This window comes from Pantoea sp. EKM10T, from assembly GCF_011800685.1.
Taxonomy (GTDB): domain Bacteria; phylum Pseudomonadota; class Gammaproteobacteria; order Enterobacterales; family Enterobacteriaceae; genus Pantoea; species Pantoea agglomerans.
On the sequence record NZ_JAALEU010000011.1, the window covers coordinates 72079 to 97990 of the forward strand.

Here is a 25912-nt window from a genome sequence, read left to right on the forward strand (position 1 = left end):
CTGTGCTAACGTCATTAGCAATATCCATTGAAGAGAACGACTATGAAGCAAAGTATCAGGATCCTGCTGCTGACGGGACTCCTTGGCTTCTCCTCCACCAGTTTTGCCCTGAGCGAATCCGAAGCGGAAGATCTGGCCGATCTCACGGCGGTTTTCGTCTATCTGAAAAATGATTGTGGCTATCAGGATTTACCGGACGCGCAGATTCGCAAAGCGCTGGTCTTTTTTGCTCAGCAGAACCGCTGGGATTTAAGCAACTACAGCAACTACAACATGAAAGCGCTGGGTGAAGATAGCTATCGCGATCTCAGCGGCATCGCCATCACCAACGACAAAAAGTGCAAGTCACTGGCCCGCGATTCGCTGAGCCTGCTGGCCTACGTCAGGTAACGATTCTTCCCTCTGCAGCCGGACATTGACCGTGCAACCACGGTCAGTGTTAGCTATCATATGCCGCCCATCTTCATGGCGATGTCATCAGAGGAGAGCACCATGGCCCACAATGAAACGTGGTATGAAACCCTTCATGCCGGTTTTGGCCAGTATTTCACGGTTGATAAAGAGCTGTACCGTGAGAAGACTGCGCATCAGGATTTAATCATTTTCGAAAATGCCGCGATGGGCCGCGTAATGGCGCTGGACGGCGTCGTTCAGACCACCGAACGCGACGAATTTATCTACCATGAAATGATGACCCACGTTCCGCTGCTGGCGCACGGCGCGGCGAAGAGCGTTCTGATTATCGGTGGCGGTGACGGCGCAATGCTGCGTGAAGTGTCACGTCATCCAGAGATCGAAAAGATTACCATGGTGGAGATCGATGCGGGCGTGGTGACCTTTTGTCGCCAGTATCTGCCGAACCACAGCGCGGGTGCCTATGACGATCCGCGCTTTACGCTGGTGATTGATGACGGGGTGAACTTCGTTAATCAGACGCAGGAAAAGTTTGATGTCATTATCTCCGACTGCACCGATCCGATTGGTCCGGGCGAGAGTCTGTTTACCTCGGAATTTTATGCCGGGTGCAAAGCGGCCCTTAATGAAAATGGCATCTTTGTGGCGCAGAATGGCGTCTGCTTCCTGCAACAGGATGAGGCCGTTAACAGCCATCGTAAGCTGGGACATTACTTTGCGGACGTCAGTTTCTATCAGGCGGCGATTCCGACCTACTACGGCGGCATTATGACCTTTGCCTGGGCGAGTGATAATCCGGCGCTGCGCCAGCTCGACACCGCGACTTTAAAGGCGCGTTTCGAGGCCGCTGGCCTGACCTGCCGTTATTACACGCCAGCAATCCATACCGGCAGCTTTGCCCTGCCGCAATATCTGTTGAATGCGTTATCCGCCGCGTGCTGATAGTGCATTTCTAAGGGGGTGAACGAAATTGCAAAAGCTAAAACTACATGGCTTCAACAACCTGACGAAAAGCCTGAGTTTTTGTATTTACGATATTTGCTATGCGAATACTGAAGCTGAACGCGATGGTTACATCGCCTACATTGACGAACAATATAACGCTAACCGTCTGACGGAAATTCTGACTGAGACCTGCTCCATTATCGGGGCTAACGTGCTCAACATTGCGCGCCAGGATTATGAACCGCAGGGGGCCAGCGTCACGATTCTGGTCAGCGAAGAGCCGATCGATCCGAAAGATATCGATAACTCAGAGCACCCCGGTCCGCTGCCCAACTCGGTGGTGGCTCATCTCGATAAAAGTCATATCTGCGTGCACACCTATCCGGAGAGCCATCCGGCAGGCGGTCTGTGCACCTTCCGTGCAGACATTGAAGTCTCAACCTGTGGCGTCATTTCGCCCCTGAAAGCGCTGAACTATCTGATCCACCAGCTGGAGTCCGATATTGTCACCGTCGATTACCGGGTGCGCGGTTTTACCCGTGACGTGAAAGGGATGAAGCACTTCATCGATCACGAGATCAATTCGATTCAGAACTTCATGTCTGAAGATATGAAAGCGATGTATGACATGGTGGATGTGAATGTCTATCAGGAAAACATCTTCCATACCAAGATGTTGCTGAAAGAGTTCGACCTTAAACACTACCTGTTTAACACCCGCCCGGAAGATCTCACTCCGCAGGAGCACAAGCGCATTACCGATCTGCTCTGGAAAGAGATGCGTGAGATCTACTACGGCAGAAATATCCCCTCAGTGGGCCTGAAGACCCTCTGATTATCAGGCGCGCAGCGTTATAGCTCATAACCTGCGCGTCTCCTTCCCTCTTGTTCCCCCTGCTTTTTCATCACGGCAACCGCCGGAATTCCCTGATCGCCAGCAATAATTTTCCTGTCCGGGCGTGCTACTTTCAGCGCTGAACGCTTATTTCTTAATCCACGACAGGCAAAAAAAATGGCAAGAATTAACATCATTGATTTCGATGCCGTCCCGGACGCCACCTCACTTTCCACTCAGGCGATACAGCGCGCGATCGACAGCGCAGCAGAAGGCGACACGGTGCTAATCCCGGCAGGCCGCTTTCTGACTGGCGCGCTGTTTTTGAAAAGTAAGATGACGCTGGAGCTGGCAAAAGATGCCGTATTGCTCGGCAGCCAGCAGCTGGAGGATTATCCGGAAATCGCTACCCGCGTGGCGGGGATTGATATGGTCTGGCCCACAGCAATGCTTAACATCAATCAGTGTCGCAATGTCACCGTCTGCGGCAGCGGCACTCTCGATGGCCAGGGCGCGGTCTGGTGGCATAAGTTCTGGGGCGACGATGAAAACAGCGGAATGCTGGCGGACTATACCCGCCGCGGGCTGCGCTGGGTGGTGGATTACGACTGCAGGCGCCCGCGTAATCTGGTGGTTTATCAGAGCGAATGCGTGACGCTGCAGGACTTTACCTCAAAGGATTCCGGCTTCTGGAACCTGCACGTCTGTTACTCGAAACAGGTGAATTTGCAGAGACTCAATGTGATGAACGCCACCGGCCCCAGCACTGACGGTATTGATATCGACTCCAGTCAGTTAGTTCGCGTTGAGGGCTGTACGGTCTCCTGTAATGACGACAATATCTGCGTAAAATCGGGGCGCGGCGCAGAAGCGCAACAGCTGGCCAGAACCGCGCGCGATATTATTATTCGCGACTGCACATTGCTGAAAGGCTCGGGCATCACCCTGGGCAGCGAAACCTCTGGCGGTATCGAAAATGTCATCATCGAACATAACCGCTTCTCCGGCACCGGCGTCGGCTTCCGCATCAAGTCAGCCCGCAATCGCGGCGGCTGGATTAAAAACATCATTGTTCGCCATCTGATAATGGAAGATGTCGGCTATCCGTTTATGCTGCAGCTGAACTGGTTCCCGCAATACAGCTACAGCGAGCAGCCTGCCGACACAGAACAGCCATCCTACTGGCGTAAGCTGGCCGCGGGCGTCACGGGCGATGCCGGGCTGACGAGAGTAGAGAATATCCGCATCAGCCATATCAGCAGCAGCCTGACTCAGCCCACGACCTTTTCCCGCGCCTTCTTTATTGAAGGCACGCCGGAAAATCCGATTGAGCAGCTGAGTTTCAGCGATATCACGCTGCAGGCGCAGGAGTTTGGCAAAATAGCGGGCGTAAATAATCTGAGGTTTGAACGGGTTACGGTGGACGCACCCGCGATTACGCGTGAAGAAAATGATACCTACGCGCGTTAACGGCGCGTTTTAACGGCGAGAGATAAAAATAAACGCGCGGTGCTGCTCTCGTCCTGCTGATCAGGTCAGAGCAACACGGCGCGTTCTGTTCAGGCGGAGGTCAGCGCCAGCGTAATCCCGCGCTGCTGGGGAAGCTGGTTCTGAACGCCCGCACACGCTTATGGCAACTGCATGTGGCCGCTGTAAATTATTTTACGCCCCGGTGGGGCTGGCGACAGTATTGGGCTTCTGGGCAGCCGAACGGCTATGGGACGCATTCAGTATGTAGCCACCACATCGGCGATGATCGGCATGATGCGCAGCCGGGCTGCTGAGTTCGCCCGGCCTTATAACCGTAAAGGATTGCCTTACTGTCTTACCGTACGGGTTTGCCGTACTGGTTCATAAACTGGCGATAAGCAGCGATCACCAGCTGAAAATCTTCAATGCCGCAGAATGAGAGGCTCTCTTCGTCATAGTAGTTCATCCCCTCTTCCATACCGTCATCTTCCAGAGCCAGCAGGTTGGCGCGGATCATCACCTCCTCTTCATCCAGCAGAATGGTGTACTCGCTGCCGATCCGCTGCCACTGACGTACGCTGCCTTTGACATCTTCAATGGCGGCTTCAACTTCATCCAGCAATCCCGGATCGTTTTTGACCTCTTCGTTGAACCAGTGGCCGACCGCTTCATGATCCATCGACATGCGAACCTTAATCTGTCCGGTCACATCGCGTAAAAATTCATATTCCATCGCCCGTTCCTCTCAACGTCGTCGTCTCACCTGGTAAGTGTCCGTGCTGCTCTCGCGGCAAAGTGTGACACGTCGCGCATTATTACAGGCTGTCTGCCGAAAGCCAGCTTTTGATCGTCTCTTTACCCCATGCTGAGACGAAAAAAAGGGGCGAATCATCGCCCCTTATTAATGCCTGCAAGGTGAAGAATCAGACCGCGGTCTGGAAAATCACACCATCAGCTTTGTCGGTGTACTGCGTCAGCTGGTCGAAGTTGAGATAGCGATACGTGTCGCTGGCCGTTTTATCGACCTGCGCCATGAATTGCTGATACTCATCCGGCGTTGGCAGTTTGCCAAGCAGAGACGCGACCGCAGCCAGCTCCGCTGATGCCAGGTAGACGTTAGCGCCGTTACCCAGACGGTTCGGGAAGTTACGGGTCGAGGTAGAGACCACCGTCGAACCATCTGCAACACGTGCCTGGTTACCCATGCAGAGTGAACAGCCTGGGATCTCGATACGCGCACCGCTTTTGCCGAATACGCTGTAGTAGCCTTCTTCGGTCAGCTGTGCCGCATCCATCTTGGTTGGCGGTGCCACCCACAGACGGGTTGGCAGCTGGCCTTTGTGGCTATCCAGCAGTTTACCCGCAGCACGGAAGTGACCAATGTTGGTCATGCATGAGCCGATAAACACTTCGTCGATCTTCTCACCCTGAACGTCAGAGAGCAGACGTGCATCGTCCGGATCGTTTGGCGCACAGAGGATTGGCTCTTTGATTTCAGCCAGATCGATTTCGATCACGGCGGCATATTCAGCATCGGCATCCGGCTCAAGCAACTGAGGATCGGCCAGCCATTTCTCCATACCTTCAATGCGACGCTCCAGCGTACGACGATCGCCGTAGCCTTCTGCGATCATCCACTTCAGCAGCACGATGTTGGAGCTGAGGTATTCGATAATCGGCGCTTTATCCAGCTTGATGGTACAGCCCGCAGCGGAACGTTCTGCTGACGCATCGGACAGCTCAAACGCCTGCTCGACTTTCAGATCCGGCAGACCTTCAATCTCCAGGATGCGACCAGAGAAGATGTTTTTCTTACCTTTCTTCTCAACGGTCAGCAGACCCTGTTTGATGGCATACAGCGGAATGGCGTGAACCAGATCGCGCAGGGTAATGCCCGGCTCCATCTTACCTTTGAAGCGCACCAGAACCGATTCCGGCATGTCGAGCGGCATAACGCCAGTCGCGGCGGCAAACGCCACCAGGCCTGAACCGGCCGGGAAAGAGATGCCGATAGGGAAACGGGTGTGCGAGTCACCACCGGTACCAACGGTATCCGGCAGCAGCATACGGTTCAGCCAGCTGTGGATAATGCCGTCACCCGGACGCAGTGACACACCACCGCGGTTCATGATGAAGTCTGGCAGCGTATGGTGCGTGCTCACATCCACCGGCTTCGGATACGCGGCGGTGTGACAGAACGACTGCATCACCAGATCGGTCGAGAAGCCCAGGCAAGCCAGATCTTTCAGCTCGTCACGGGTCATCGGGCCGGTGGTATCCTGCGAGCCAACCGACGTCATTTTAGGTTCGCAATAGGCACCCGGACGAACGCCGGTCACGCCACAGGCGCGGCCAACCATTTTCTGCGCCAGCGAGAAACCACGTGTGCTCTCCGCGACATCTTTCGCCTGACGGAATACGGTGCTGTGCGGCAGACCCAGCGACTCTCGCGCTTTGGTGGTCAGGCCGCGACCAATGATCAACGGAATACGGCCACCGGCGCGCACTTCGTCAATCACTACTTCGGTTTTGAGCTCAAAGCTGGCCAGCAGCTCATTGGTTTCGTGGTTGCGGACTTCGCCTTTGAATGGATAGATGTCGATCACATCACCCATGTTCAGGTTGTTTACGTCCACTTCAATGGGCAGTGCGCCCGCATCTTCCATGGTGTTGAAGAAGATGGGTGCAATTTTGCTGCCCAGCACCACGCCGCCGCCTTTTTTATTTGGCACGTTCGGGATGTCATCGCCCATAAACCACAGCACCGAGTTGGTGGCGGATTTACGTGAAGAACCGGTTCCGACAACATCACCGACATACGCCAGCGGGAAGCCTTTGGTCTTCAGAGCTTCAATCTGTTTGATCGGGCCGATATTGCCCGCGTCATCAGGCTCAATGCCTTCACGGGCATTTTTCAGCATCGCCAGGGCGTGCAGAGGAATGTCTGGACGTGACCAGGCATCCTGGGCCGGAGAGAGATCGTCGGTGTTGGTTTCGCCAGTGACTTTAAACACGGTAACCGTGATCTTCTCTGCCAGTTCAGGCCGTGACAGATACCATTCCGCATCTGCCCAGGATTGCATCACCTGCTTCGCGTATTCATTACCCGCTTTCGCTTTCTCTTCGACATCATAGAAGTTGTCGAACATCAGCAGCGTGTGTGAAAGGGCTTTCGCGGCAATCGGAGCCAGTTTGCTATCGTCCAGCGCCTCAATCAGCGGATGAATATTGTAACCGCCCTGCATGGTGCCAAGCAGTTCAACCGCTTTTTCAGGAGATATCAGAGGAGAGGTTGCTTCGCCTTTGGCGACAGCCGCCAGGAAACCGGCTTTGACATACGCCGCTTCATCGACGCCAGGTGGGACGCGGTTGACCAATAAATCGATCAAAAATTCTTCTTCACCCGCAGGTGGATTTTTTAGCAGTTCAACCAGCGCGGCCATTTGGGAAGCCTCTAAAGGCTTAGGTACAATTCCCTGGGCAGCACGCTCGGCAACGTGCTTACGGTATTCTTCTAGCACGACGTTATCCTCGCTCTCATTATGTAGGGCTTTCCGACCACCTTGCTCACTTATGGAGAACAATCTTCCCTTTCTCGTCCAGGTTGAGGTGCCCGGTTTAGCGGAGGGCAGAATAGCAGTATTTCGTCTGTTTGTTAATCTGTTTACAAAAATACAACATAATCCACTACGGCCATTCTGCCCGCTCAACTCCTTGCATCAGCCAGCTGAGTCGGCTGAATGGGTCTCTCTGCAGCGTACCGCATTCCACACAAATGGCTGCAGGTTTATGTCAGTTTTGCCGTGGCTTTAGCGAAGTGATTCAGGGAAATAGATAACTGGCAGGAATAGAAGCCGGCGTGTTTATGGGATACAGCGGAGGTGAGCTCAGAAGGATAACAACACCAGGCCGGAAATCAGCCTGATGCAACTGACACTGAATCCGTCGTGCTGATTACTACTGATAAAACCCTGGTCGGTAAATCTCTTTTTCATCCTCGCAAGTTACACGTCAGAAGCTACAAGACAGAAACTGCTATTCAGAAGAGGTCGTCATGACCTCTTCTGTGCATGCTTAATTTTTCAGATTTTCCGGAAAATTGGCGGGCAACTGGTCAGGCGGACAGTCGATCACGTTTTCGTTATTTTCACCCACATCACGGATTACGGTCAGCGTCGCGAACTCATCAATCACTTCGGTTGGATAAGCCGGACCCGCTTCGCGGAATTTTGCCATCTCTTCCAGATGATCATTCTGGAAGCAGACGGTTTTTTCCGGATTATTCATTACCCAGCGCGGGAAGAAGATGGTGCCGTGGAAAATTTTATCAGCCAGATTAACGGCCAGGCTGACATCGGTACCGGTTGGTTCAGTCCAGGAAACTTTATAGACATCCTGCGCCAGACGAACGACATAGACATGCTGATTTTTAACCCAGCGATTACCGACCATACCGCTGTGAATGCGATAGTCGATGGTGCTGGCATTTTTAATGTAGAGCTCGTAATTCCAGCCGTTGTCATAGGTGTAAACCAGATGTTTGCCGACGATGCCAGACAGGTCATGTTTATCGAAAGTGCTCATGGTTAATTCCTCATTTGTTTTCCTTGCGGAGATTATTGCGCGTTACAAAACCGATGAATAACGCTATTTTTAGCACTAAATCATTTAATTTTTAGATGAGTGAGTATGTACAAGACAACACTCGAACAGTGGTATCTGCTCGACGCAGTAGTGAATGAGGGGAGTTTTGCGCTGGCAGCGGAGAAGAACAATCGCAGCCAGTCCTCACTGAGTTATCAGCTGAGCCTGTTACAGCAGCGGCTGGGTTTGACCCTGCTTCAGCAGGAGGGCCGCCGCGCTGTCCTGAGTGCAGAGGGACATCAGTTGCTCGCGCAGGTGCGTCCGCTACTGGAGGGATTCGGCGCGCTTGAGGCGCAGGCCAGTGCACTGCAACGCGGCGAGCGTTCACGCATCGATCTGATGGTAGATGCGACTCTGCCCAAACCCTTACTATTCGATGTGCTTCAGACCTTTCAGCAACGCTATCCGCATGTCCGCATCTGGTTTAGCGAAATCGTCCGAAGCGAAACGCCTGACAGACTGGCGGAAAATCAGGCTGATCTCTGGCTGGTGGCACAATATGGCGACACGCCGTTAGCAGGCGAAAGCCTGATGAGTGTCGATTTCGTCGCCGTCGCCCATCGCGACCACCCGCTGCACCGCGAATCCGCCCCGCTTAATGCTGCTACGCTGGCACGCTGGCCCTGCATTACCATTCTGGATCGTCAGCAACAGCAGCAGTCGGAGGTCAATGGCGATCAGGCGGAGAACTGGTCATTTACGACGCTGTCGGCAGCCATTGAAGCGGTCCAGCATCAGTTAGGTTATGGCTGGCTGCCGGAACAGAATATCACCGCGCAGTTAGAGAGCGGTGAGCTCCGTTCCCTGCCGCTGTTACAGGGCCGCCGACGCAGTAGTTCGCTGGTGATGTATATCAATGAAGAAAGACTGCCCGGCAACAGCGCCATTGCTGCACTGGCACAGATGTTTATTGAACGGGTGGCTGCATGGGAGATGCGTGGTTAGATGAAGGTTAGCTTGCTGCCTAATCTTCTGAGAATTTGACTGTCAGAGTGCCACCGTCCAGCATCCCATATTGTGTTTTATCGGGTTTACTGGAAACAGTGAAAGGGATAAGCCAGACCTTAGCCGAACCCTGAATTTTAGCATCCAGGAAGGTTATGCCCTGCTGATCTGCAGCCCTCTTCGCTTCCTCCCAGGAGCGCCACCTATCCTGATGTTTAAGCCAGGAGACCCGGTAATTTTGTCATAACAGTCGAATTGCTTTGTGATGAGTTTCGGGAATGGCAGAAAAGCACGCTCGTAATTATAGTCAGTTAACCCGGGAGACTGTGTCAGCGCACTGACTGATGAGCAGCGCCTGCGTTTCATTAAATTTGTTAAGCCCTGTAGTGCAGGGCTTTACGTTGCCGAGCCGTTTTCTGACATCAAAATCAGTGACGGATCTGTGAAAGTTCATCTTCTGAGAGACCGGTCATTTTCATGACGGTGTTACGGTCGATGCCGTTCTGCAGCATAGTGCGGGCAACCTCGAGTTTGCCTTCATTTCGGCCTTTCTCGATTCCACGCTGTTCACCAAGCTGAATACCTTTCTCGATACCCTTCTGCTCCAGCTGCTGTGCGATGGTCATAAGTGCGTCTCCGTGTTGCGGCACTCGCTGTGCCAGTTCGCGCACGAAGGCTTCGGAGTCAGCCGACTCGCCTGCCTGCAGTAAATAGTGTATCAGCGCTGTTACCTGGGGTGAAGAAAGATAATCGGCCATCAGTAACGTGGCCAGCCGATCGGTGAGAGTCGCGATGTCACGCTGATGTATGTGCTTCTGTAACAGCGTCAGCGCCGCCATGCTGCGGTGCCCCATGATTTCCTCATCCGGGATCACCGTGACATCCACCAATGGAAAGGCGCTGCCATAGAGGTTTTCCGCCAGCGAAGGGTCTTCAAATTCGTCGAGCCAGCGTGTTGAATACGGATAAGGGCTGCGTTTGCCGGTATAGAACAGTACCGGTATAACCAGCGGCAGCTGCTTATGGCCCGCTTCAAGGTGGCGGTGCATAGCCGCCACAGCGTATCGCATCAGCCTGAATGCCATATGCCTGTCCGGCGTAGACTGATGCTCAACCAGGACGTGTATGTACCCATCCCCGTTACTGGTCTTCAGGCTGTAGAGGATATCGCTGAAATACTGGCGAAGATCGTCTTCAACGAACGAACCGGATTCAAGTTTCAGGGTGCTGAGGTCGCATATAGCGCGCAGTTCGGCGGGCAGATGCAGTTCCATGAAGTCGCGGGCAATGTCCGGCTGTGAGAGAAACTGCCGGAAAGTGGCATCGTGAGGTGTGGGAGTGCTGTTCTTTTTTTTCATCGGGCCTGACTCTGATATTCACATTCGTAGGGGATCACAGGCCAGATGTCTGGCCACCTCCATCATCAATGCGGTTTATCCCCGCTAGAGCGGGGAACACTCTTAATGTATGTGGATGTAAAATATGATGATTTTACCCTCAAAAAAAAATCACCACTAAATTCACGTATTTAAAGATCAGTAACTCACTGATTTGTAAGAGTCAGGAAGAGAATCAGCAGCAGTCCATCCAGATTCACCGGAATATGCATTCTTACGCCGGTTTTATCAATCTGGATAAAAGCATCATCAAAGACATCAACCTGACCATACGGGAGAAAGATCATAGCAACGGCTTAAGGGGTAAAAACTCATAAACGGTGCCTTTTGATTCCTCTGCCACCAATAAATTTAGCTATCGCGCGGACTTACTTTTGAGGCCTGTTAATCGGAGCAGTAATACGCTCAAGCGCTACCTGAGCCAGAAAGCCCGAGCGACTTTTGTATTCGGGGTGTGAAGCCACACAACGATCAATCCGATCAATTAACGACCTGGGTAAAGTGACATTGATTTTTTCAGAGCCGCCCAGCAAGCGAATGACATCTACATCAACCAATGCCCAGATATAACCCTGATAGTCAGGATTCGTGGCCAGAGTCTCAATGGTGGACACGGCAGGGATCTCATGACCGAGCTCTACACATAATTCGATATGCCCTGTGATAGCCTCTTTGGCGTTTTTAATGGCTTCATCAAGAGTATCCCCGGCAGAGAAACACCCTGGTAAATCGGGAACGATTACGCCATATGCGTGTTCGTGATCACCCGCTTCAATCGCGATTGGATAAAACATATTCATACCTCTACGGGCAAGCGGGATTAAATTCTCGCTTGTTTCCTGATGCTCTTTACCGTACCGATCGGTAAGTCTTTTTTAGGATGGGGTACTGTAACCAGCCCCGGTTTTGTCGGATGTGTGAAATGGTGATGGCTACCGTTAATCCTTGTCAGAATCCAGCCATCAGCCTTCATTTCGGAAATTAACGTGCTGCTATCCATCCCTGTGTCCTGTCGCGTCCCGATGAAAGCACGATAACTCTAATAACTCTCACAGGCAACACTTTCAGGGTTATTGGGGTTACCTTTAGTCTTAACCCAAATCGATTCTTGCCATACAGCACCAAACTCCAGGCGAAAAAAAAGCCCCCATAACGGGAGCTTTCTTCTTTAGTAGCAGAAACTTATTTCTTCTTCGCTTTCGCGTTAGGCAGATCGGTGATGCTGCCTTCGAAGATTTCTGCCGCCAGACCGACTGACTCATGCAGGGTCGGGTGAGCGTGGATGGTCAGCGCAATATCTTCCGCATCACAACCCATCTCAATCGCCAGACCGATTTCGCCTAACAGCTCGCCGCCGTTAGTACCGACAATCGCGCCACCAATAATCCGGTGCGTCTCTTTGTCGAAAATCAGTTTGGTCATACCGTCTGCACAATCAGAAGCGATAGCACGGCCTGAGGCTGCCCACGGGAAGGTGGAGGTCTCGTAGCTGATGCCCTTCTCTTTCGCTTCTTTCTCGGTCAGACCGACCCAGGCAACTTCTGGCTCAGTATAGGCAATTGAAGGGATCACTTTCGGATCGAAGTAGTGCTTCAGACCGGAGATCACTTCTGCCGCAACGTGGCCTTCGTGCACGCCTTTGTGCGCCAGCATTGGCTGACCGACAATGTCGCCGATAGCATAGATGTGTGGCACGTTGGTGCGCATCTGCTTGTCGACGCGAATGAAGCCGCGATCGTCCACTTCCACGCCCGCTTTACCGGCATCCAGACCTTTACCGTTCGGCACACGACCGATCGCCACCAGCACCGCGTCATAACGCTGCGCTTCGCCTGGTGCTTTTTTACCTTCCATTGAAACGTAAATGCCATCGTCTTTTGCTTCAACGGCGGTCACTTTGGTTTCCAGCATCAGGTTAAATTTCTTGCTGATTTTCTTGGTAAAGACTTTCACCACGTCTTTATCCGCAGCCGGGATAACCTGGTCGAACATCTCAACCACATCAATCTCTGAACCCAGCGCATGATAAACCGTCGCCATTTCCAGACCGATGATGCCGCCGCCCATGACCAGCAAGCGCTTCGGCACTTCTTTCAGTTCCAGCGCATCGGTAGAGTCCCAGACGCGTGGATCTTCATGTGGAATGAATGGCAGTTCGATTGGACGTGAACCCGCAGCGATAATGGCATTATCGAAGTTGATGGTGGTCGCGCCGCCTTCTCCTTCAACCACCAGGGTGTTAGCACCGGTGAATTTGCCAAGGCCGTTAACCACGGTGACTTTACGACCTTTTGCCATTCCTGACAGGCCGCCAGTCAACTGGTTGATAACCTTCTCTTTCCAGCTGCGAATCTTGTTGATATCAGTAGATGGCTGGCCAAACACAATGCCGTGCTCTTCAAGGGCTTTCGCCTCTTCAATCACTTTAGCAACGTGCAGCAGCGCTTTAGATGGGATACAACCGACGTTCAGACAAACACCACCCAGGGTGCTGTAACGCTCTACCAGTACGGTTTCCAGACCTAAATCCGCACAACGGAAGGCTGCAGAGTAACCTGCAGGACCTGCCCCAAGTACTACGACCTGGGTTTTAATCTCTGTACTCATCATGACCTCTTAATTGATATCCGGCGGGTCAGACTTTCTTATAATGCCCTTGTTCCACCGGGACTTTCACCGCAAGAGTTTACAGAATTGTTAACAAACTGCCAACCGCGGCGCGACGAATCGTTACAGGAAGGCCGGCTTCCGCCGGCCTTCTTTACATTTACATAACTAAACGACGAATGTCAGACAACATATTGCCGATGATGGTGATGAATCGTGCACCATCAGCACCGTCGATTACGCGGTGGTCGAAGGAGAGAGAAATCGGCATCATCAGACGCGGAGTAAACTCTTTACCATTCCACACCGGCTCCATCGCCGATTTAGAGACACCCAGGATAGCCACTTCCGGCGCGTTCACGATCGGCGCGAAGTGCGTGGTGCCCAGGCCGCCCAGGCTGGAGATGGTGAAACATCCGCCCTGCATGTCGCCCGCTGTCAGCTTACCGTCACGCGCTTTCTTCGAAATCGCCATCAGTTCACGCGACAGCTCGGTGATGCCTTTCTTGTTCACGTCTTTGAAGACCGGAACCACCAGGCCATTTGGCGTATCAACCGCCACACCGATGTTGATATATTTTTTCAGCGTCAGTTTCTGCGCATCTTCAGACAGCGAGCTGTTGAAGCGTGGCATCTGCTCAAGCGCCGCCGCGACCGCTTTCATGATGAACACCACCGGGGTGTACTTCACATCCAGCTTACGCTTCTCTGCTTCAGCATTCTGCTGCTTACGGAAGGCTTCCAGATCGGTGATATCGGTTTTGTCGAAATGCGTAACGTGCGGGATCATTACCCAGTTACGGCTCAGGTTCGCGCCAGAAATTTTCTGGATACGACCCAGTTCGACTTCTTCGATTTCGCCAAACTTACTGAAATCAACTTTCGGCCATGGCAGCATGCCTGGCAGACCGCCGCCGCTGGCTGCAGCTGGTGCCGCTTCAGCGCGTTTCACGGCCTCTTTCACGTAAGTCTGCACGTCTTCTTTCAGAATGCGACCTTTACGGCCGGTGCCTTTGACTTTCGCCAGGTTAACACCGAACTCGCGCGCCAGGCGACGGATCACCGGGGTAGCGTGAACGTAAGCGTCGTTCTCTGCGAACTCACCTTTGCTATCCGCTTTAGCTGGAGCGGGTGCCGCGGCTTTAGCGTCAGATTTGGCAGCAGGGGCCGGTGCGGCTTCCTGTTTCGCGGCCGCAGGGGCAGCCGGAGCAGCACCTTCGACTTCGAACACCATGATCAGTGAGCCGGTGCTGACTTTATCGCCGGTCGCCACTTTCAGCTCTTTGACGGTACCTGCAAACGGCGCAGGCACTTCCATAGAGGCTTTGTCGCCTTCAACCACAATCAGTGACTGCTCAGCTTCAACTTTGTCGCCAACTTTGACCAAGATCTCGGTAACTTCAACTTCATCACCGCCGATATCCGGGACGTTAACGTCTTTTGCGCCTGCAGCCGCGGCAGGTGCCGATGCCGCTTCTTCTTTCACTTCTGGCTTCGCGTCAGAGGCCGGTGCTGCGCCTTCTGCTTCAAAGACCATGATGGCTGAACCGGTGCTGACCTTGTCGCCGGTGGAAATAGTGATCTCTTTGACCACACCCGCGAACGGAGCCGGGACTTCCATCGACGCTTTATCGCCTTCCACCACAATCAGTGACTGCTCGGCTTCGACTTTGTCGCCAACCTTAACCAGAATCTCAGTGACTTCAACTTCGTCACCGCCGATATCCGGCACAGCCACTTCTTTGCTGGCCGCAGCAGCGGCTGGCGCTGGCGCCGCGTCCGCTTTTTTCTCTTCGGCGGCGGCAGGTGCTGCTTCCGCAGCGCCTTCAGCATCAAACACCATGATCAGTGAGCCGGTTTCAACTTTGTCACCGGTAGAGATTTTGATCTCTTTCACTACGCCAGCCTGCGGCGACGGCACTTCCATTGAGGCTTTGTCGCCTTCCACGGTGATCAGCGACTGCTCGGCTTCCACCTTGTCGCCAACTTTCACCAGAATCTCGGTGACTTCAACTTCGTCAGACCCGATATCCGGTACCTTAATTTCGATAGCCATTACTCTATTACCTCTTAAGCCAGACGCGGGTTAACTTTATCGGCATCGATATTGAATCGGGTGATCGCATCGGCCACCACTTTCTTCTCGATCTCGCCGCGTTTAGCCAGCTCACCCAGCGCGGCAACCACCACATAAGATGCATCAACTTCAAAGTGATGACGCAGGTTCTCACGGCTGTCAGAGCGACCAAAGCCATCGGTACCCAGTACGCGATAATCGCTGGCCGGGACATAGCTACGAACCTGCTCAGCGAACAGTTTCATGTAGTCGGTTGAGGCGACAGCAGGTGCGTCGTTCATCACCTGAGCGATGTAAGGTACGCGCGCTTCTTCTGTCGGATGCAGCATGTTCCAGCGCTCACAATCCTGGCCATCACGTGCCAGTTCAGTGAACGAGGTGACGCTGTAGACATCAGAGCCGATACCGTAATCTTTCGCCAGGATCTGCGCAGCTTCACGCACATGACGCAGGATAGAACCTGAGCCCAGCAGCTGCACTTTGCCTTTGCTGCCGTCTACCGTTTCCAGTTTGTAGATACCCTTACGGATACCCTCTTCTGCACCAGCGGGCATTGCTGGCATATGGTAGTTTTCGTTCAGCGTGGTGATGTAGTAGTAAACGTTCTCCTGCGCTTCGCCATACATACGCACCAGACCGTCATGCATGATGACAGCCACTTCATAGGCGTAAGAAGGATCGTAGGAGATACAGTTCGGGATAGTCAGCGACTGAATGTGGCTGTGACCATCTTCATGCTGCAGACCTTCGCCGTTCAGGGTAGTACGACCTGAGGTGCCGCCGACCAGGAAGCCGCGCGCCTGTTGGTCGCCCGCCAGCCACATCAGATCGCCGATACGCTGGAAGCCGAACATCGAGTAATAGATGTAGAACGGGATCATCGGCAGGTTGTTGGTGCTGTAAGAGGTCGCCGCAGCCAGCCAGGATGAACCTGCGCCCAGCTCGTTGATCCCTTCCTGCAGAATCTGGCCTTTCTCGTCTTCTTTATAGTAAGCAACCTGCTCGCGGTCCTGCGGGGTGTACTGCTGACCGTTCGGGCTGTAGATACCAATCTGACGGAACAGACCTTCCATACCAAAGGTACGCGCTTCATCGGCGAGGATCGGAACCAGGCGATCTTTGATCGACTTGTTCTTCAGCATCACGTTCAGGGCACGTACAAAGGCGATGGTGGTTGAGATCTCTTTGTTCTGCTCATCCAGCAGCGCACTGAACTCTTCGAGTGCTGGCATTTCCAGCTTTTCAGTGAACTTCGGCTGACGTGTTGGCAGGTAGCCGCCTAACTTCTCACGCTGACCGTGCAGATACGTGTGCTCTTCAGAGCCCTTTTCAAAGGTCACGTACGGCAGGGATTCAATTTTGTCATCTGCGACTGGCACGTTGAAGCGATCACGGATATAGCGCACGCCATCCATGTTCATCTTCTTCACCTGGTGGGCAATGTTTTTGCCTTCCGCGGTGTCGCCCATACCATAACCTTTGATGGTATGCGCCAGGATCAGTACTGGCTTGCCTTTGGTGTCCTGCGCTTTTTTCAGTGCCGCGTAGATTTTCTTCGGATCGTGGCCGCCACGGTTCAATGCCCAGATTTCATCATCGGACAGATCTTTAACCAGCGCGGCGGTTTCCGGATATTTACCAAAGAAGTGCTCACGCACATAGGCACCATCACGGGATTTGAAGGTCTGGTAATCGCCGTCGACGGTTTCGTTCATCAGCTGAATCAGCTTGCCGCTGGTATCTTTGCGCAGCAGCTCATCCCAGCGACCGCCCCAGATGACCTTGATCACTTCCCAGCCAGCGCCGGCAAAGATGCCTTCCAGCTCGTTGATGATCTTGCCATTACCGGTCACCGGGCCATCCAGACGCTGCAGGTTGCAGTTGATGATAAAGACCAGGTTATCCAGTTTTTCACGGGTCGCGATGGTGATCGCGCCTTTGGATTCTGGCTCATCCATCTCACCGTCACCCAGGAAGGCGTAAACGGTCTGAGCAGAGGTATCTTTCAGGCCACGGTGTTCCAGATACTTCAGGAACTTCGCCTGGTAGATAGCCGACAGCGGACCCAGACCCATTGATACGGTCGGGAACTGCCAGAATTCCGGCATTAATTTCGGGTGCGGATAAGAAGAGAGGCCTTTACCGTCAACTTCCTGACGGAAGTTATTCATCTGGTCTTCGGTCAGACGACCTTCAAGGAACGCACGGGCATAGATGCCGGGAGAGATGTGGCCCTGGAAATAGACCAGATCGCCGCCATCCTTCTCACTGCGCGCGCGGAAGAAGTGGTTGAAGCACACTTCATAAATCGTCGCAGAAGACTGGAAGGAGGACATGTGGCCGCCGAGTTCCAGATCTTTCTTCGATGCGCGCAGCACCGACATGATGGCGTTCCAGCGAATTGCGGAACGGATACGACGTTCAAGAGAGGTATTGCCCGGATAATCGGGTTCATCTTCAACGGCAATAGAGTTGATGTAGTTGCTGATTGCAGAAGATCCTGCAGCCACGTTTACGCCGCCTTTGCGGGCTGCACCCAGTACCTGATCAATCAGATACTGTGCACGTTCAACACCTTCTTCACGGATGACCGATTCGATCGCCTGTAGCCAGTCACGAGTTTCAATCGGATCCACGTCATTGTGTAAACGTTCTGACATGGGTGTGTTCCTTATCTGTGTCTAATACGTTGAATAATCGGGAGCCTGTTAAAGCAGATGCAGGCAGGCTCGTCTGATGTCAGTACGATCTTTGTCGCACGTTATTCCTTACGTTGCTGTAAACGACGCAGGGAGCGTTCTCGACGGCTCTGCTCCCGACTTCTGTCCAGCAAGATTTCCTCTATGAACGCCAGGTGACGGTGTGAAGCCTCGCGCGCTTTTTCTGGCTCACGAGCCACAATCGCCTCAAAGATTCTGGCGCGGTGACCGCTCACTTTTGCCAGCATTTCCCGGCGCGAGTAGAGCAATTCGAAATTCTGGCGAACGTTTTGTTCCAGCATAGGGCCCATTGAGCGTAGCAAATGTAAAAGCACAACATTATGGGCCGCTTCTGTGACAGCGATCTGATACTGCATCACTGCGTCCGCTTCGGCGTCTAAATCGCCGCTGTCCTGCGCCTGCTGAATATTCACATGGCAGTCGCGAATGCGCAGCAGGTCTTCCTCTGTGCCGCGCAGCGCCGCGTAATAGGCGGCGATGCCTTCTAAGGCATGGCGCGTTTCCAGCAGATCAAACTGTGATTCCGGATGGTCGGCGAGAAGCTCAACGAGTGGATCGCTTAAGCTTTGCCAGAGATTCTCCTGCACGAACGTTCCGCCACCCTGTCGGCGCAGCAATAATCCTTTGGCTTCTAAGCGCTGGATCGCTTCGCGGAGAGACGGACGTGAGACATCGAATTGTTTGGCGAGTTCGCGCTCAGGCAGCAGCTTCTCTCCCGGACGCAGGGTCCCTTCCATAATCAGCGATTCGAGCTGTTGCTCGATAGCGTCGGAGAGTTTAGGTTGGCGAATCTTACTGTAAGCCATCGTCCCTTCTTATTAAGCCAATCGTCCGGAGTAAATTGGTAATACCAATTGCAAAGAGGTGCCGGTAAAGTAACAAAGTATTCACCTTGTGTCTATATGGTGTCTGCGACATTCACCTGCCCCCAAAGCCTGTGCTGGCGCTAACTTGCGGTTAAAAAAATGAAAAATTCGCGTTACCGCAAATGTTAAATAATTTCACTTTTACCAAACCTTACACCCGCTTAGCGCGTTAGCGCAGCGGCAGACATAAGTGAAAGCTATTCGTCATTAACGGAATTTCATGGCAGAAGTTGCTGTGGGCAGACGTGACCAGGACGGCGTTTTTTCAGTCAACTCTCAGCACGAAAGGCGAAAGCAGGTGCAAAGCGATTCGCTTATCACTATTCTTGTCGCCAGGGTAGCAGATGGCACTATTCAGCACGCCAGATACCGTAAAATAATCAATACGTTATTGTAACTACTTCATTACAGCGTCCTGCGCTGCGAACGAAGAATAAAAACATCACGAGGTTTGTATGGAACAACAGCAAGGCGAAGCGCTGAAACGTGGTCTCAAGAACCGCCATATTCAGCTCATCGCGCTGGGTGGTGCAGTGGGAACCGGCCTGTTTCTGGGCAGTGCATCGGTCATTGAATCCGCCGGACCGGCCGTAATTCTGGGCTATGCGATTGCCGGTTTTATTGCCTTTTTAATCATGCGTCAGTTAGGCGAAATGGTCGTGGAAGAGCCGGTCGCCGGCAGCTTCAGCCACTTCGCGTATAAATACTGGGGCAACTTTGCAGGCTTCGCTTCGGGCTGGAACTACTGGGTGCTCTATGTGCTGGTCGCCATGGCGGAACTCACCGCCGTTGGCAAATATGTCCAGTTCTGGTGGCCAGACTTTCCGACCTGGGCTTCGGCTGCCATCTTCTTCGTGATGATTAACGCTATCAACCTGACCAATGTGAAAGTGTTTGGTGAGATGGAGTTCTGGTTCGCCATCGTTAAAGTGGTTGCGGTGATTGGCATGATCCTGTTCGGAGGCTGGTTGCTGTTCAGCGGTCACGCGGGTCCGCAGGCTACCGTGCGCAACCTGTGGGAACAGGGCGGATTTTTCCCGCATGGCATCGGCGGTCTGGTGATGGTCATGGCGATTATCATGTTCTCGTTTGGTGGTCTGGAGCTGGTAGGTATCACCGCCGCTGAAGCGGATAACCCGGAAGTGAGCATTCCAAAAGCGACCAACCAGGTGCTGTGGCGTATTCTGATTTTCTACATTGGTTCGCTGGCGGTGCTGCTGTCACTGATGCCGTGGACGCGTGTCACGTCAGAAGTCAGCCCGTTTGTCTTTATCTTCCACGAGCTGGGCGATGCCATGGTGGCGAATGCGCTCAACGTGGTCATCCTGACAGCGGCGCTGTCGGTCTATAACAGCTGCGTTTACTGTAACAGCCGTATGCTGTTTGGTCTGGCACAGCAGGGTAATGCGCCAAAAGCGCTGCTGAAGGTCGATCGTCGCGGTGTGCCGGTGTTAACGATTCTGGTCTCTGCTGTCGCCACTGCGCTCTGTGTGCTGATCAACTATCTGATGCCGGGTGAAGCGTTTGGCCTGCTGATGTCGCTGGTCGTCTCTGCGCTGGTGATCAACTGGGCGATGATCAGCCTGGCGCACCTTAAGTTCCGTCGTAAGAAAGATCAGCAGGGCGTAACCACCCGCTTTAAAGCGCTGCTCTATCCGGCCGGTAACTGGATTTGCCTGATTTTCCTGGCGGCGATTCTGGTACTGATGGCGACCACGCCGGGCATGGCGATCTCTGTCTGGCTGATTCCGGTCTGGCTGGTGATTCTGGGCGTGGGTTACTTTATCAAGAACCAGACACAGAAAGCCTGATGCTTTACCACGTGCTGCGACCTCCTGCGGGGTTGCAGCACGTCACTCACGCCCTCCTGCCCGTCTCAACTGCCCCGATCCAGTTCACACTTCTCTCCCCGCAACTGTTTTGTCCATCTTCATAACGAATTACTCCCGTTCATCTCGCTGATTTCCTGCCAATAATTCCTGTTCACACTGGATGCGCAGGAGAAAACCATGAAAGGTACAGCCCTCCCGTTTCGGGAAAAACTGGGATATGGCATGGGCGATGCCGGATGCAACATGATTGGCGGTGCCATCATGCTGTTCCTGAACTACTTCTATACCGACGTTTTCGGCCTGGCCCCGGCGCTGGTGGGGACCCTGCTGCTCTCGGTCAGAGTACTCGATGCGGTAACCGATCCGATTATGGGCGCGATAGCCGATCGCACCCAGAGTCGCTGGGGTCGCTTTCGTCCCTGGCTGCTGTGGGTTTCCGTACCTTACGTCGTGTTCAGCGTATTGATGTTCACCACGCCAGACTGGACCTATCACAACAAGGTGATCTGGGCCTTCGTCACCTACTTCCTGATGTCACTGACCTATACGGCGATTAACATTCCTTACTGCTCTCTGGGCGGCGTGATTACTAACGATCCCGGTGAGCGCGTCTCCTGCCAGTCATACCGCTTTGTCATGGTCGGCATCGCTACGCTGATACTCTCTCTGTCCCTGCTGCCGATGGCAGAGTGGTTCGGTGGCGAAGACAAAGCGCGCGGCTACCAGATGGCGATGGCGGTACTGGCAACCATTGGCCTGGCGATGTTTCTGTTCTGCTTTGCCACGGTACGTGAACGTATCCGCCCTGCCGTGCCGAGCAATGATGACCTGAAAAAAGATCTGCGTGACGTCTGGAAGAATGATCAGTGGGTACGCATTCTGCTGCTGACCTTCTGTAACGTCTGTCCCGGCTTCATCCGCATGGCGGCCACCATGTATTACGTGACCTGGGTCATGGGCCAGTCGACGCACTTCGCCACGCTGTTTATCAGCCTGGGTGTGATTGGCATGATGGTCGGCAGCACGCTGGCGAAACTGCTCACCGATCGCTGGTGCAAACTCAAAGTCTTCTTCTGGACCAATATCGCGCTGGCACTCTTCTCCAGCGGTTTTTACTGGATCGATCCCCACGCCACCGTGATGGTCGTGGTCGCCTACTTTGTGCTGAATATCCTGCATCAGATCCCCTCTCCACTGCACTGGTCACTGATGGCCGATGTGGATGACTACGGCGAATGGAAAACCGGCAAACGCATCACCGGCATCAGCTTCTCCGGCAACCTGTTCTTCCTCAAGGTGGGACTGGCGGTTGCCGGTGCGATGGTCGGCTTTCTGCTGTCGATCTATGGCTACAATGCAGGTGCTAAGCAGCAGTCACCTGAGGCGATTAACGGCATCATGCTGCTGTTCACCATTATTCCTGGCGTCGGCTATCTGATTACCGCAGGTGTGGTACGACTGATGAAGGTCGACCGCAAAATGATGATTACCATCCAGCAGGATCTCGCGCTGCGCCGCGAAAACTTCCATGATTTACACACTGTCCGCCTGCGCGACGGTGCTGCCCCGCAAACAGGAGATGTAAAATGACCCCAGACTGGCCGAATCCTTTTATCGAGCAGCGCGCCGACCCCTTTATCCTGCGTCATGAACAGTACTATTACTTTGTGGCATCGGTGCCGGAGTATGACCGGCTGGAGATCCGTCGCGCCACGACGCTGGCTGGCCTGCGCAGCGCCGAGCCGGTGGTCGTCTGGCGCAAGCCCGAGAGCGGCCCCTTTAGCGAGTTAATCTGGGCACCTGAGCTGCACTACATTGACGGACAGTGGGTCATCTATTTCGCGGCAGCACCGACGCGTGAAATCAAAGAGGGACTGTTTCAGCACCGGATGTATGCGCTGGTGTGTGAGGCGGAAAATCCGCTGCAGGGGGAATGGCAGCCCTGTCGCCGGGTCTTCAGCCAGTTCGACAGCTTCTCACTGGATGCTACCCACTTCGTGCATCAGGGTAAAAACTGGTATCTCTGGGCGCAGAAAGATCCATTGATTCCCGGCAACTCTAACCTCTATCTGGCTGAGCTGCTTAATCCCTGGACGCTGAAAGGCACGCCGGTGATGCTGAGCCGGCCAGAATATGAGTGGGAGTGCGCAGGCTTTAGCGTTAATGAAGGACCGGCGGTTATTCGTCACGGGGATCGGCTGTTTGTGACCTACTCTGCCAGCGCCACCGATGAGAATTACTGTCTGGGGATACTGTCGATTGACGTTGATGCCGACCCGCTTGATGTCGCCGCATGGCAAAAGTCTGCACGGCCGGTATTTGTCTCCAGCTGGGACAACCATCAGTATGGACCGGGTCACAACAGTTTTACCCAGGATGAGGCGGGACGCGACGTGCTGGTGTACCACGCGCGTAACTACACTGAAATTGAAGGCGATCCGTTATGGGATCCGAACCGCCATACCCGACTGAAATATTTCAGCTGGCGGGAAGATGGCACGCCTGATTTCGGCGTGCCGCCTGCCGATTACACCAGCGTGCCGTAAATCGTCAGCAACGCGACAGCGACCACCAGTACCAGTGAGGTACGTTTCGCTAACGCCACGGCAACCCGTGGCGTTTCGACTTTATCGGTGTGCGGATCGCGTGACAGTGAGAACTGCGCCAGGGTCGTCAGCACCTGATACTGAGAACGATGCCGATCGGTCAGCGAAGCAAACCAGGCGGGCAGCGCTTTCTCGCCATGACCCAGCAGGGCGTAAGCCACACCCGCCAGCCGCGCCGGGATCCAGTCGAGAAGATGCAGAATGGCATCCACGCCAGATTGTGAACGCGCCATCGGTGTTCCATGCTTTGCCAGCCAGCCTTGCCAGGCCCGCAGAAAAGCGTAACCCACCAGCAGCACCGGCCCCCACGGACCGCCTACCACCAGCCAGAACATTGGCGCAAGGTAGAAACGGAAGTTTATCCAGATCAGGGCATTCTGCAGCTCACGCAGGAACTCGCGCTCGCTGCATTCCACCGGCACGCCATGAATCAGCGTCAGTTCAGCCGCCATCGCCTGATGCGCAGCGTCGTCATCATGACTGGCCGCTTTCAGGTAGCCGTGGTAGTGCTGTCGCACCGACCCGGCACCGATACAGAGCAGTCCGGCAACAATCCAGAAGAGCAGTTGCAGCACGCCAAACAGCAGCCCTTTCAGACTCCAGATCACCAGCGCGGTCAGCGCCATCGCCAGCACGGTCATCAGCAGGGTACGCATCATTGAGAAATGGTGGCGCTGGCGAAAGATCGGCTCCAGCCGGTGTTCGAGCTGCCAGTGCTCGCCCAGTTTAAACAGGCGCTCCCAGCCTAAAACCAACAACAAGGTAAACAACGTCATACTGACTCCGCAAAAATCAGGATTTTTGCTGCGTTAACAGCTGTTTGTAGTAGTCCCAGTCAAAAGCAGGTCCGGGATCGGTTTTGCGTACCGGTGCGATGTCACTGTGCCCCGTGATACGTGCAGGCGTTAACGGGTAATGTTGCAGCAGTAATTGCGTCACTTGCTGCAAGGCCCGATATTGCGCCTCGCTATAAGGCTCACTGTCTGTCCCTTCCAGTTCGATGCCTATGGAGAAGTCGTTGCAGTTTTCACGTCCTTCGAACTGCGAAATGCCTGCATGCCAGGCGCGTTTATCAAAGGGGACATACTGCACGATCTCCCCGTCACGGCGAATCAGGCAGTGTGCCGCCACTTTCAGCGCGGCGATATCCGCAAAATAGGGATGGGCATCGGGCGGTAAGGTGCCGGTGAACAGTTTATCGATCCATGGCCCGCCAAATTCACCGGGTGGCAGGCTGATATTGTGGATCACCAGCAGTGAAGGTGCCTCATTATCAGGGCGTTCGTTGCAATGCGGCGACGGCACATGACGCACGCGGGTCAGCCAGCCCTGTTTGATTTTCATAGCGGTTTTCCTTATTTCACCTGGCTGAGAATAGCATGAATAATAAAGGATTCTTGCTTCTTAGTGTGCCGGTCTGATGACATTCACGCACTGTGTGTTAAGGATACTAAACAAAATGCTATCAGTTGCTGGAACCGAATGGCGGTTCAGGCTATTGTGACCGCCTCTGTCATTCCCCTTTCAGGAGTAAAACGCCTATGTCATCCCGTGGTTATGATCCCGACAGCCGTCGTCAGGCGCTGATTAAACGCATTGAAAGTGACATTCCGGATAGCGTTGCGCTGGCGTTAAAAGAGGATCTCGGGGGCGAGATCGACGCTGACCGCGATATCACCGCGCAGCTGTTACCCGCCGATACCCAGGCCGATGCGCAGGTCATCACCCGCGAAGCCGGTGTTTTCTGTGGTAAACGCTGGGTTGAAGAGGTGTTCATTCAGCTCGGCTCACACGCGACCCTGATCTGGCATGTCGAAGATGGTGATCAGATCGAGGCTGACCAGCTGCTGTTTGAAATCGAGGGGCCTGCCCGGCTGCTGCTGACCGCCGAGCGAACGGCGCTTAATTTTGTGCAGACGCTCTCAGGCGTTGCTACCGAAGTCAGCCGCTATGCCGCGCTGCTGGCGGGAAGCCAGACGCAACTGCTGGACACGCGTAAAACCCTGCCCGGACTGCGGACTGCGCTGAAATATGCCGTGTTGTGCGGCGGGGGTAGTAATCATCGGCTGGGCCTCTCTGACGCTTATCTCATCAAAGAGAACCATATTATTGCCAGCGGTTCGATTCGGCAGGCAGTGGAAAGAGCGCAATGGTTGCAGCCCGATGTGCCGGTTGAAGTTGAGGTGGAATCGCTGGAGGAGTTACGTCAGGCGCTGGAAGCCGAAGCCGATATCGTGATGCTGGATAACTTTAGCCTGGAAGCGATGCGTGCCGCCGTCGAACTTAATCAGGGTCGGGCGTTGCTGGAGGTCTCCGGTAACGTCACCGAAACTACCCTGCCACAGATCGCCCTGACCGGCGTGGACTATGTTTCGGTTGGCGCGCTGACCAAGCATGTGCGGGCGCTGGATCTCTCGATGCGCTTTAAACAAAAATAGCCTGCCTCGCCGTCACTCAACACGGCGATTTTGCGACCCTGCTTCCGGCGCAGTTTCGACTGCGCTGTAAGTCTGAAATCTGTTCACATCACGCTTTCCAGTTTGCCCATCTCTGC

The 25912-nt window shown here is 53.9% G+C and carries 21 protein-coding genes and 1 pseudogene; 9 read left to right on the top strand and 13 right to left on the bottom strand.

Annotated elements, in window-relative coordinates:
• The first annotated feature begins 42 nt into the window (after positions 1-42).
• The 4 genes from HFD95_RS18805 to HFD95_RS18820 all read left to right on the top strand — a co-directional run bounded on the left by HFD95_RS18805 (position 43) and on the right by HFD95_RS18820 (position 3664).
• Complete coding sequence (locus tag HFD95_RS18805; protein ID WP_003854673.1) at positions 43-390, top strand: YacC family pilotin-like protein; 348 nt, start codon at positions 43-45, stop codon at positions 388-390.
• A 102-nt stretch (positions 391-492) separates the two neighbouring features.
• Positions 493-1356 (top strand): polyamine aminopropyltransferase, encoded by an 864-nt coding sequence (gene speE / locus HFD95_RS18810; RefSeq protein WP_045140769.1) that lies wholly within the window; start codon positions 493-495, stop codon positions 1354-1356.
• A gap of 28 nt (positions 1357-1384) precedes the next feature.
• Positions 1385-2194 (top strand): adenosylmethionine decarboxylase, encoded by an 810-nt coding sequence (gene speD / locus HFD95_RS18815; protein WP_010253978.1) that lies wholly within the window; start codon positions 1385-1387, stop codon positions 2192-2194.
• Between the two features lie 177 nt (positions 2195-2371).
• On the top strand, positions 2372-3664 hold the full coding sequence (locus HFD95_RS18820) for a glycoside hydrolase family 28 protein (RefSeq protein ID WP_010671842.1): 1293 nt from the start codon (positions 2372-2374) through the stop codon (positions 3662-3664).
• Positions 3665-4019: 355 nt separating this feature from the next.
• Here HFD95_RS18820 and yacL read toward each other — a convergent pair whose 3' ends face one another.
• The 3 genes from yacL to HFD95_RS18840 form a co-directional block, all read right to left on the bottom strand.
• Complete coding sequence (gene yacL / locus HFD95_RS18830) at positions 4020-4397, bottom strand: protein YacL (protein ID WP_010253973.1); 378 nt, start codon at positions 4395-4397, stop codon at positions 4020-4022.
• Positions 4398-4587: 190 nt separating this feature from the next.
• Positions 4588-7185, bottom strand: coding sequence for a bifunctional aconitate hydratase 2/2-methylisocitrate dehydratase (acnB, locus tag HFD95_RS18835; RefSeq protein WP_111534800.1), 2598 nt, complete (start codon positions 7183-7185; stop codon positions 4588-4590).
• Positions 7186-7738: 553 nt separating this feature from the next.
• Positions 7739-8248, bottom strand: coding sequence for a phenolic acid decarboxylase (locus HFD95_RS18840; RefSeq protein WP_167430612.1), 510 nt, complete (start codon positions 8246-8248; stop codon positions 7739-7741).
• Between the two features lie 105 nt (positions 8249-8353).
• Between HFD95_RS18840 and HFD95_RS18845 the strand changes: the two genes are divergently transcribed.
• Positions 8354-9253, top strand: a complete 900-nt coding sequence (locus HFD95_RS18845; protein ID WP_167430613.1) for a LysR family transcriptional regulator — start codon at positions 8354-8356, stop codon at positions 9251-9253.
• A 428-nt stretch (positions 9254-9681) separates the two neighbouring features.
• On the opposite strand, the gene HFD95_RS18850 is transcribed toward HFD95_RS18845, so the two are convergent.
• The 8 genes and pseudogenes from HFD95_RS18850 to pdhR all read right to left on the bottom strand — a co-directional run bounded on the left by HFD95_RS18850 (position 9682) and on the right by pdhR (position 18860).
• On the bottom strand, positions 9682-10611 hold the full coding sequence (locus HFD95_RS18850; protein ID WP_033770970.1) for an Rpn family recombination-promoting nuclease/putative transposase: 930 nt from the start codon (positions 10609-10611) through the stop codon (positions 9682-9684).
• Positions 10612-10847: 236 nt separating this feature from the next.
• A pseudogene (locus HFD95_RS22190) lies at positions 10848-10937 on the bottom strand (CRISPR-associated protein Cas1); the annotation flags it as partial.
• A gap of 81 nt (positions 10938-11018) precedes the next feature.
• Positions 11019-11444, bottom strand: coding sequence for a type II toxin-antitoxin system HicB family antitoxin (locus tag HFD95_RS18860; protein WP_010253955.1), 426 nt, complete (start codon positions 11442-11444; stop codon positions 11019-11021).
• A gap of 26 nt (positions 11445-11470) precedes the next feature.
• The gene (locus HFD95_RS18865) at positions 11471-11650 is read right to left on the bottom strand and encodes a type II toxin-antitoxin system HicA family toxin (RefSeq protein WP_167430614.1); all 180 of its coding nucleotides are present in this window, start codon (positions 11648-11650) and stop codon (positions 11471-11473) included.
• Positions 11651-11832: 182 nt separating this feature from the next.
• Complete coding sequence (gene lpdA / locus HFD95_RS18870; protein ID WP_010253950.1) at positions 11833-13257, bottom strand: dihydrolipoyl dehydrogenase; 1425 nt, start codon at positions 13255-13257, stop codon at positions 11833-11835.
• A 160-nt stretch (positions 13258-13417) separates the two neighbouring features.
• The gene (aceF, locus tag HFD95_RS18875) at positions 13418-15313 is read right to left on the bottom strand and encodes a pyruvate dehydrogenase complex dihydrolipoyllysine-residue acetyltransferase (protein WP_167430615.1); all 1896 of its coding nucleotides are present in this window, start codon (positions 15311-15313) and stop codon (positions 13418-13420) included.
• A gap of 14 nt (positions 15314-15327) precedes the next feature.
• Positions 15328-17994: a pyruvate dehydrogenase (acetyl-transferring), homodimeric type gene (gene aceE / locus HFD95_RS18880; protein ID WP_010253944.1), complete on the bottom strand. Its 2667-nt coding sequence runs from the start codon at positions 17992-17994 to the stop codon at positions 15328-15330.
• A 101-nt stretch (positions 17995-18095) separates the two neighbouring features.
• Positions 18096-18860, bottom strand: coding sequence for a pyruvate dehydrogenase complex transcriptional repressor PdhR (gene pdhR / locus HFD95_RS18885; protein ID WP_010253942.1), 765 nt, complete (start codon positions 18858-18860; stop codon positions 18096-18098).
• Between the two features lie 515 nt (positions 18861-19375).
• On the opposite strand from pdhR, the gene aroP reads away from it, so the two are divergent.
• The 3 genes from aroP (at position 19376) to HFD95_RS18900 (ending at position 23298) form a co-directional block, all read left to right on the top strand.
• The gene (gene aroP / locus HFD95_RS18890; protein WP_010253939.1) at positions 19376-20731 is read left to right on the top strand and encodes an aromatic amino acid transporter AroP; all 1356 of its coding nucleotides are present in this window, start codon (positions 19376-19378) and stop codon (positions 20729-20731) included.
• Between the two features lie 198 nt (positions 20732-20929).
• Positions 20930-22342, top strand: a complete 1413-nt coding sequence (locus tag HFD95_RS18895; protein ID WP_022625418.1) for a glycoside-pentoside-hexuronide (GPH):cation symporter — start codon at positions 20930-20932, stop codon at positions 22340-22342.
• The gene (locus tag HFD95_RS18900; RefSeq protein WP_167430616.1) at positions 22339-23298 is read left to right on the top strand and encodes a family 43 glycosylhydrolase; all 960 of its coding nucleotides are present in this window, start codon (positions 22339-22341) and stop codon (positions 23296-23298) included. The genes HFD95_RS18895 and HFD95_RS18900 overlap by 4 nt, the downstream gene beginning before the upstream one ends.
• On the opposite strand, the gene ampE is transcribed toward HFD95_RS18900, so the two are convergent.
• Together ampE and ampD are read right to left on the bottom strand one after the other, a co-directional pair.
• Complete coding sequence (gene ampE / locus HFD95_RS18905) at positions 23280-24134, bottom strand: beta-lactamase regulator AmpE (RefSeq protein WP_167430617.1); 855 nt, start codon at positions 24132-24134, stop codon at positions 23280-23282. The genes HFD95_RS18900 and ampE overlap by 19 nt on opposite strands.
• Before the next feature lie 16 nt (positions 24135-24150).
• Complete coding sequence (ampD, locus tag HFD95_RS18910; RefSeq protein ID WP_010671836.1) at positions 24151-24702, bottom strand: 1,6-anhydro-N-acetylmuramyl-L-alanine amidase AmpD; 552 nt, start codon at positions 24700-24702, stop codon at positions 24151-24153.
• A gap of 197 nt (positions 24703-24899) precedes the next feature.
• Here ampD and nadC point away from each other — a divergent pair, with 197 nt between their 5' ends.
• Complete coding sequence (gene nadC, locus HFD95_RS18915) at positions 24900-25796, top strand: carboxylating nicotinate-nucleotide diphosphorylase (protein WP_089414569.1); 897 nt, start codon at positions 24900-24902, stop codon at positions 25794-25796.
• Positions 25797-25912 lie beyond the last annotated feature (116 nt).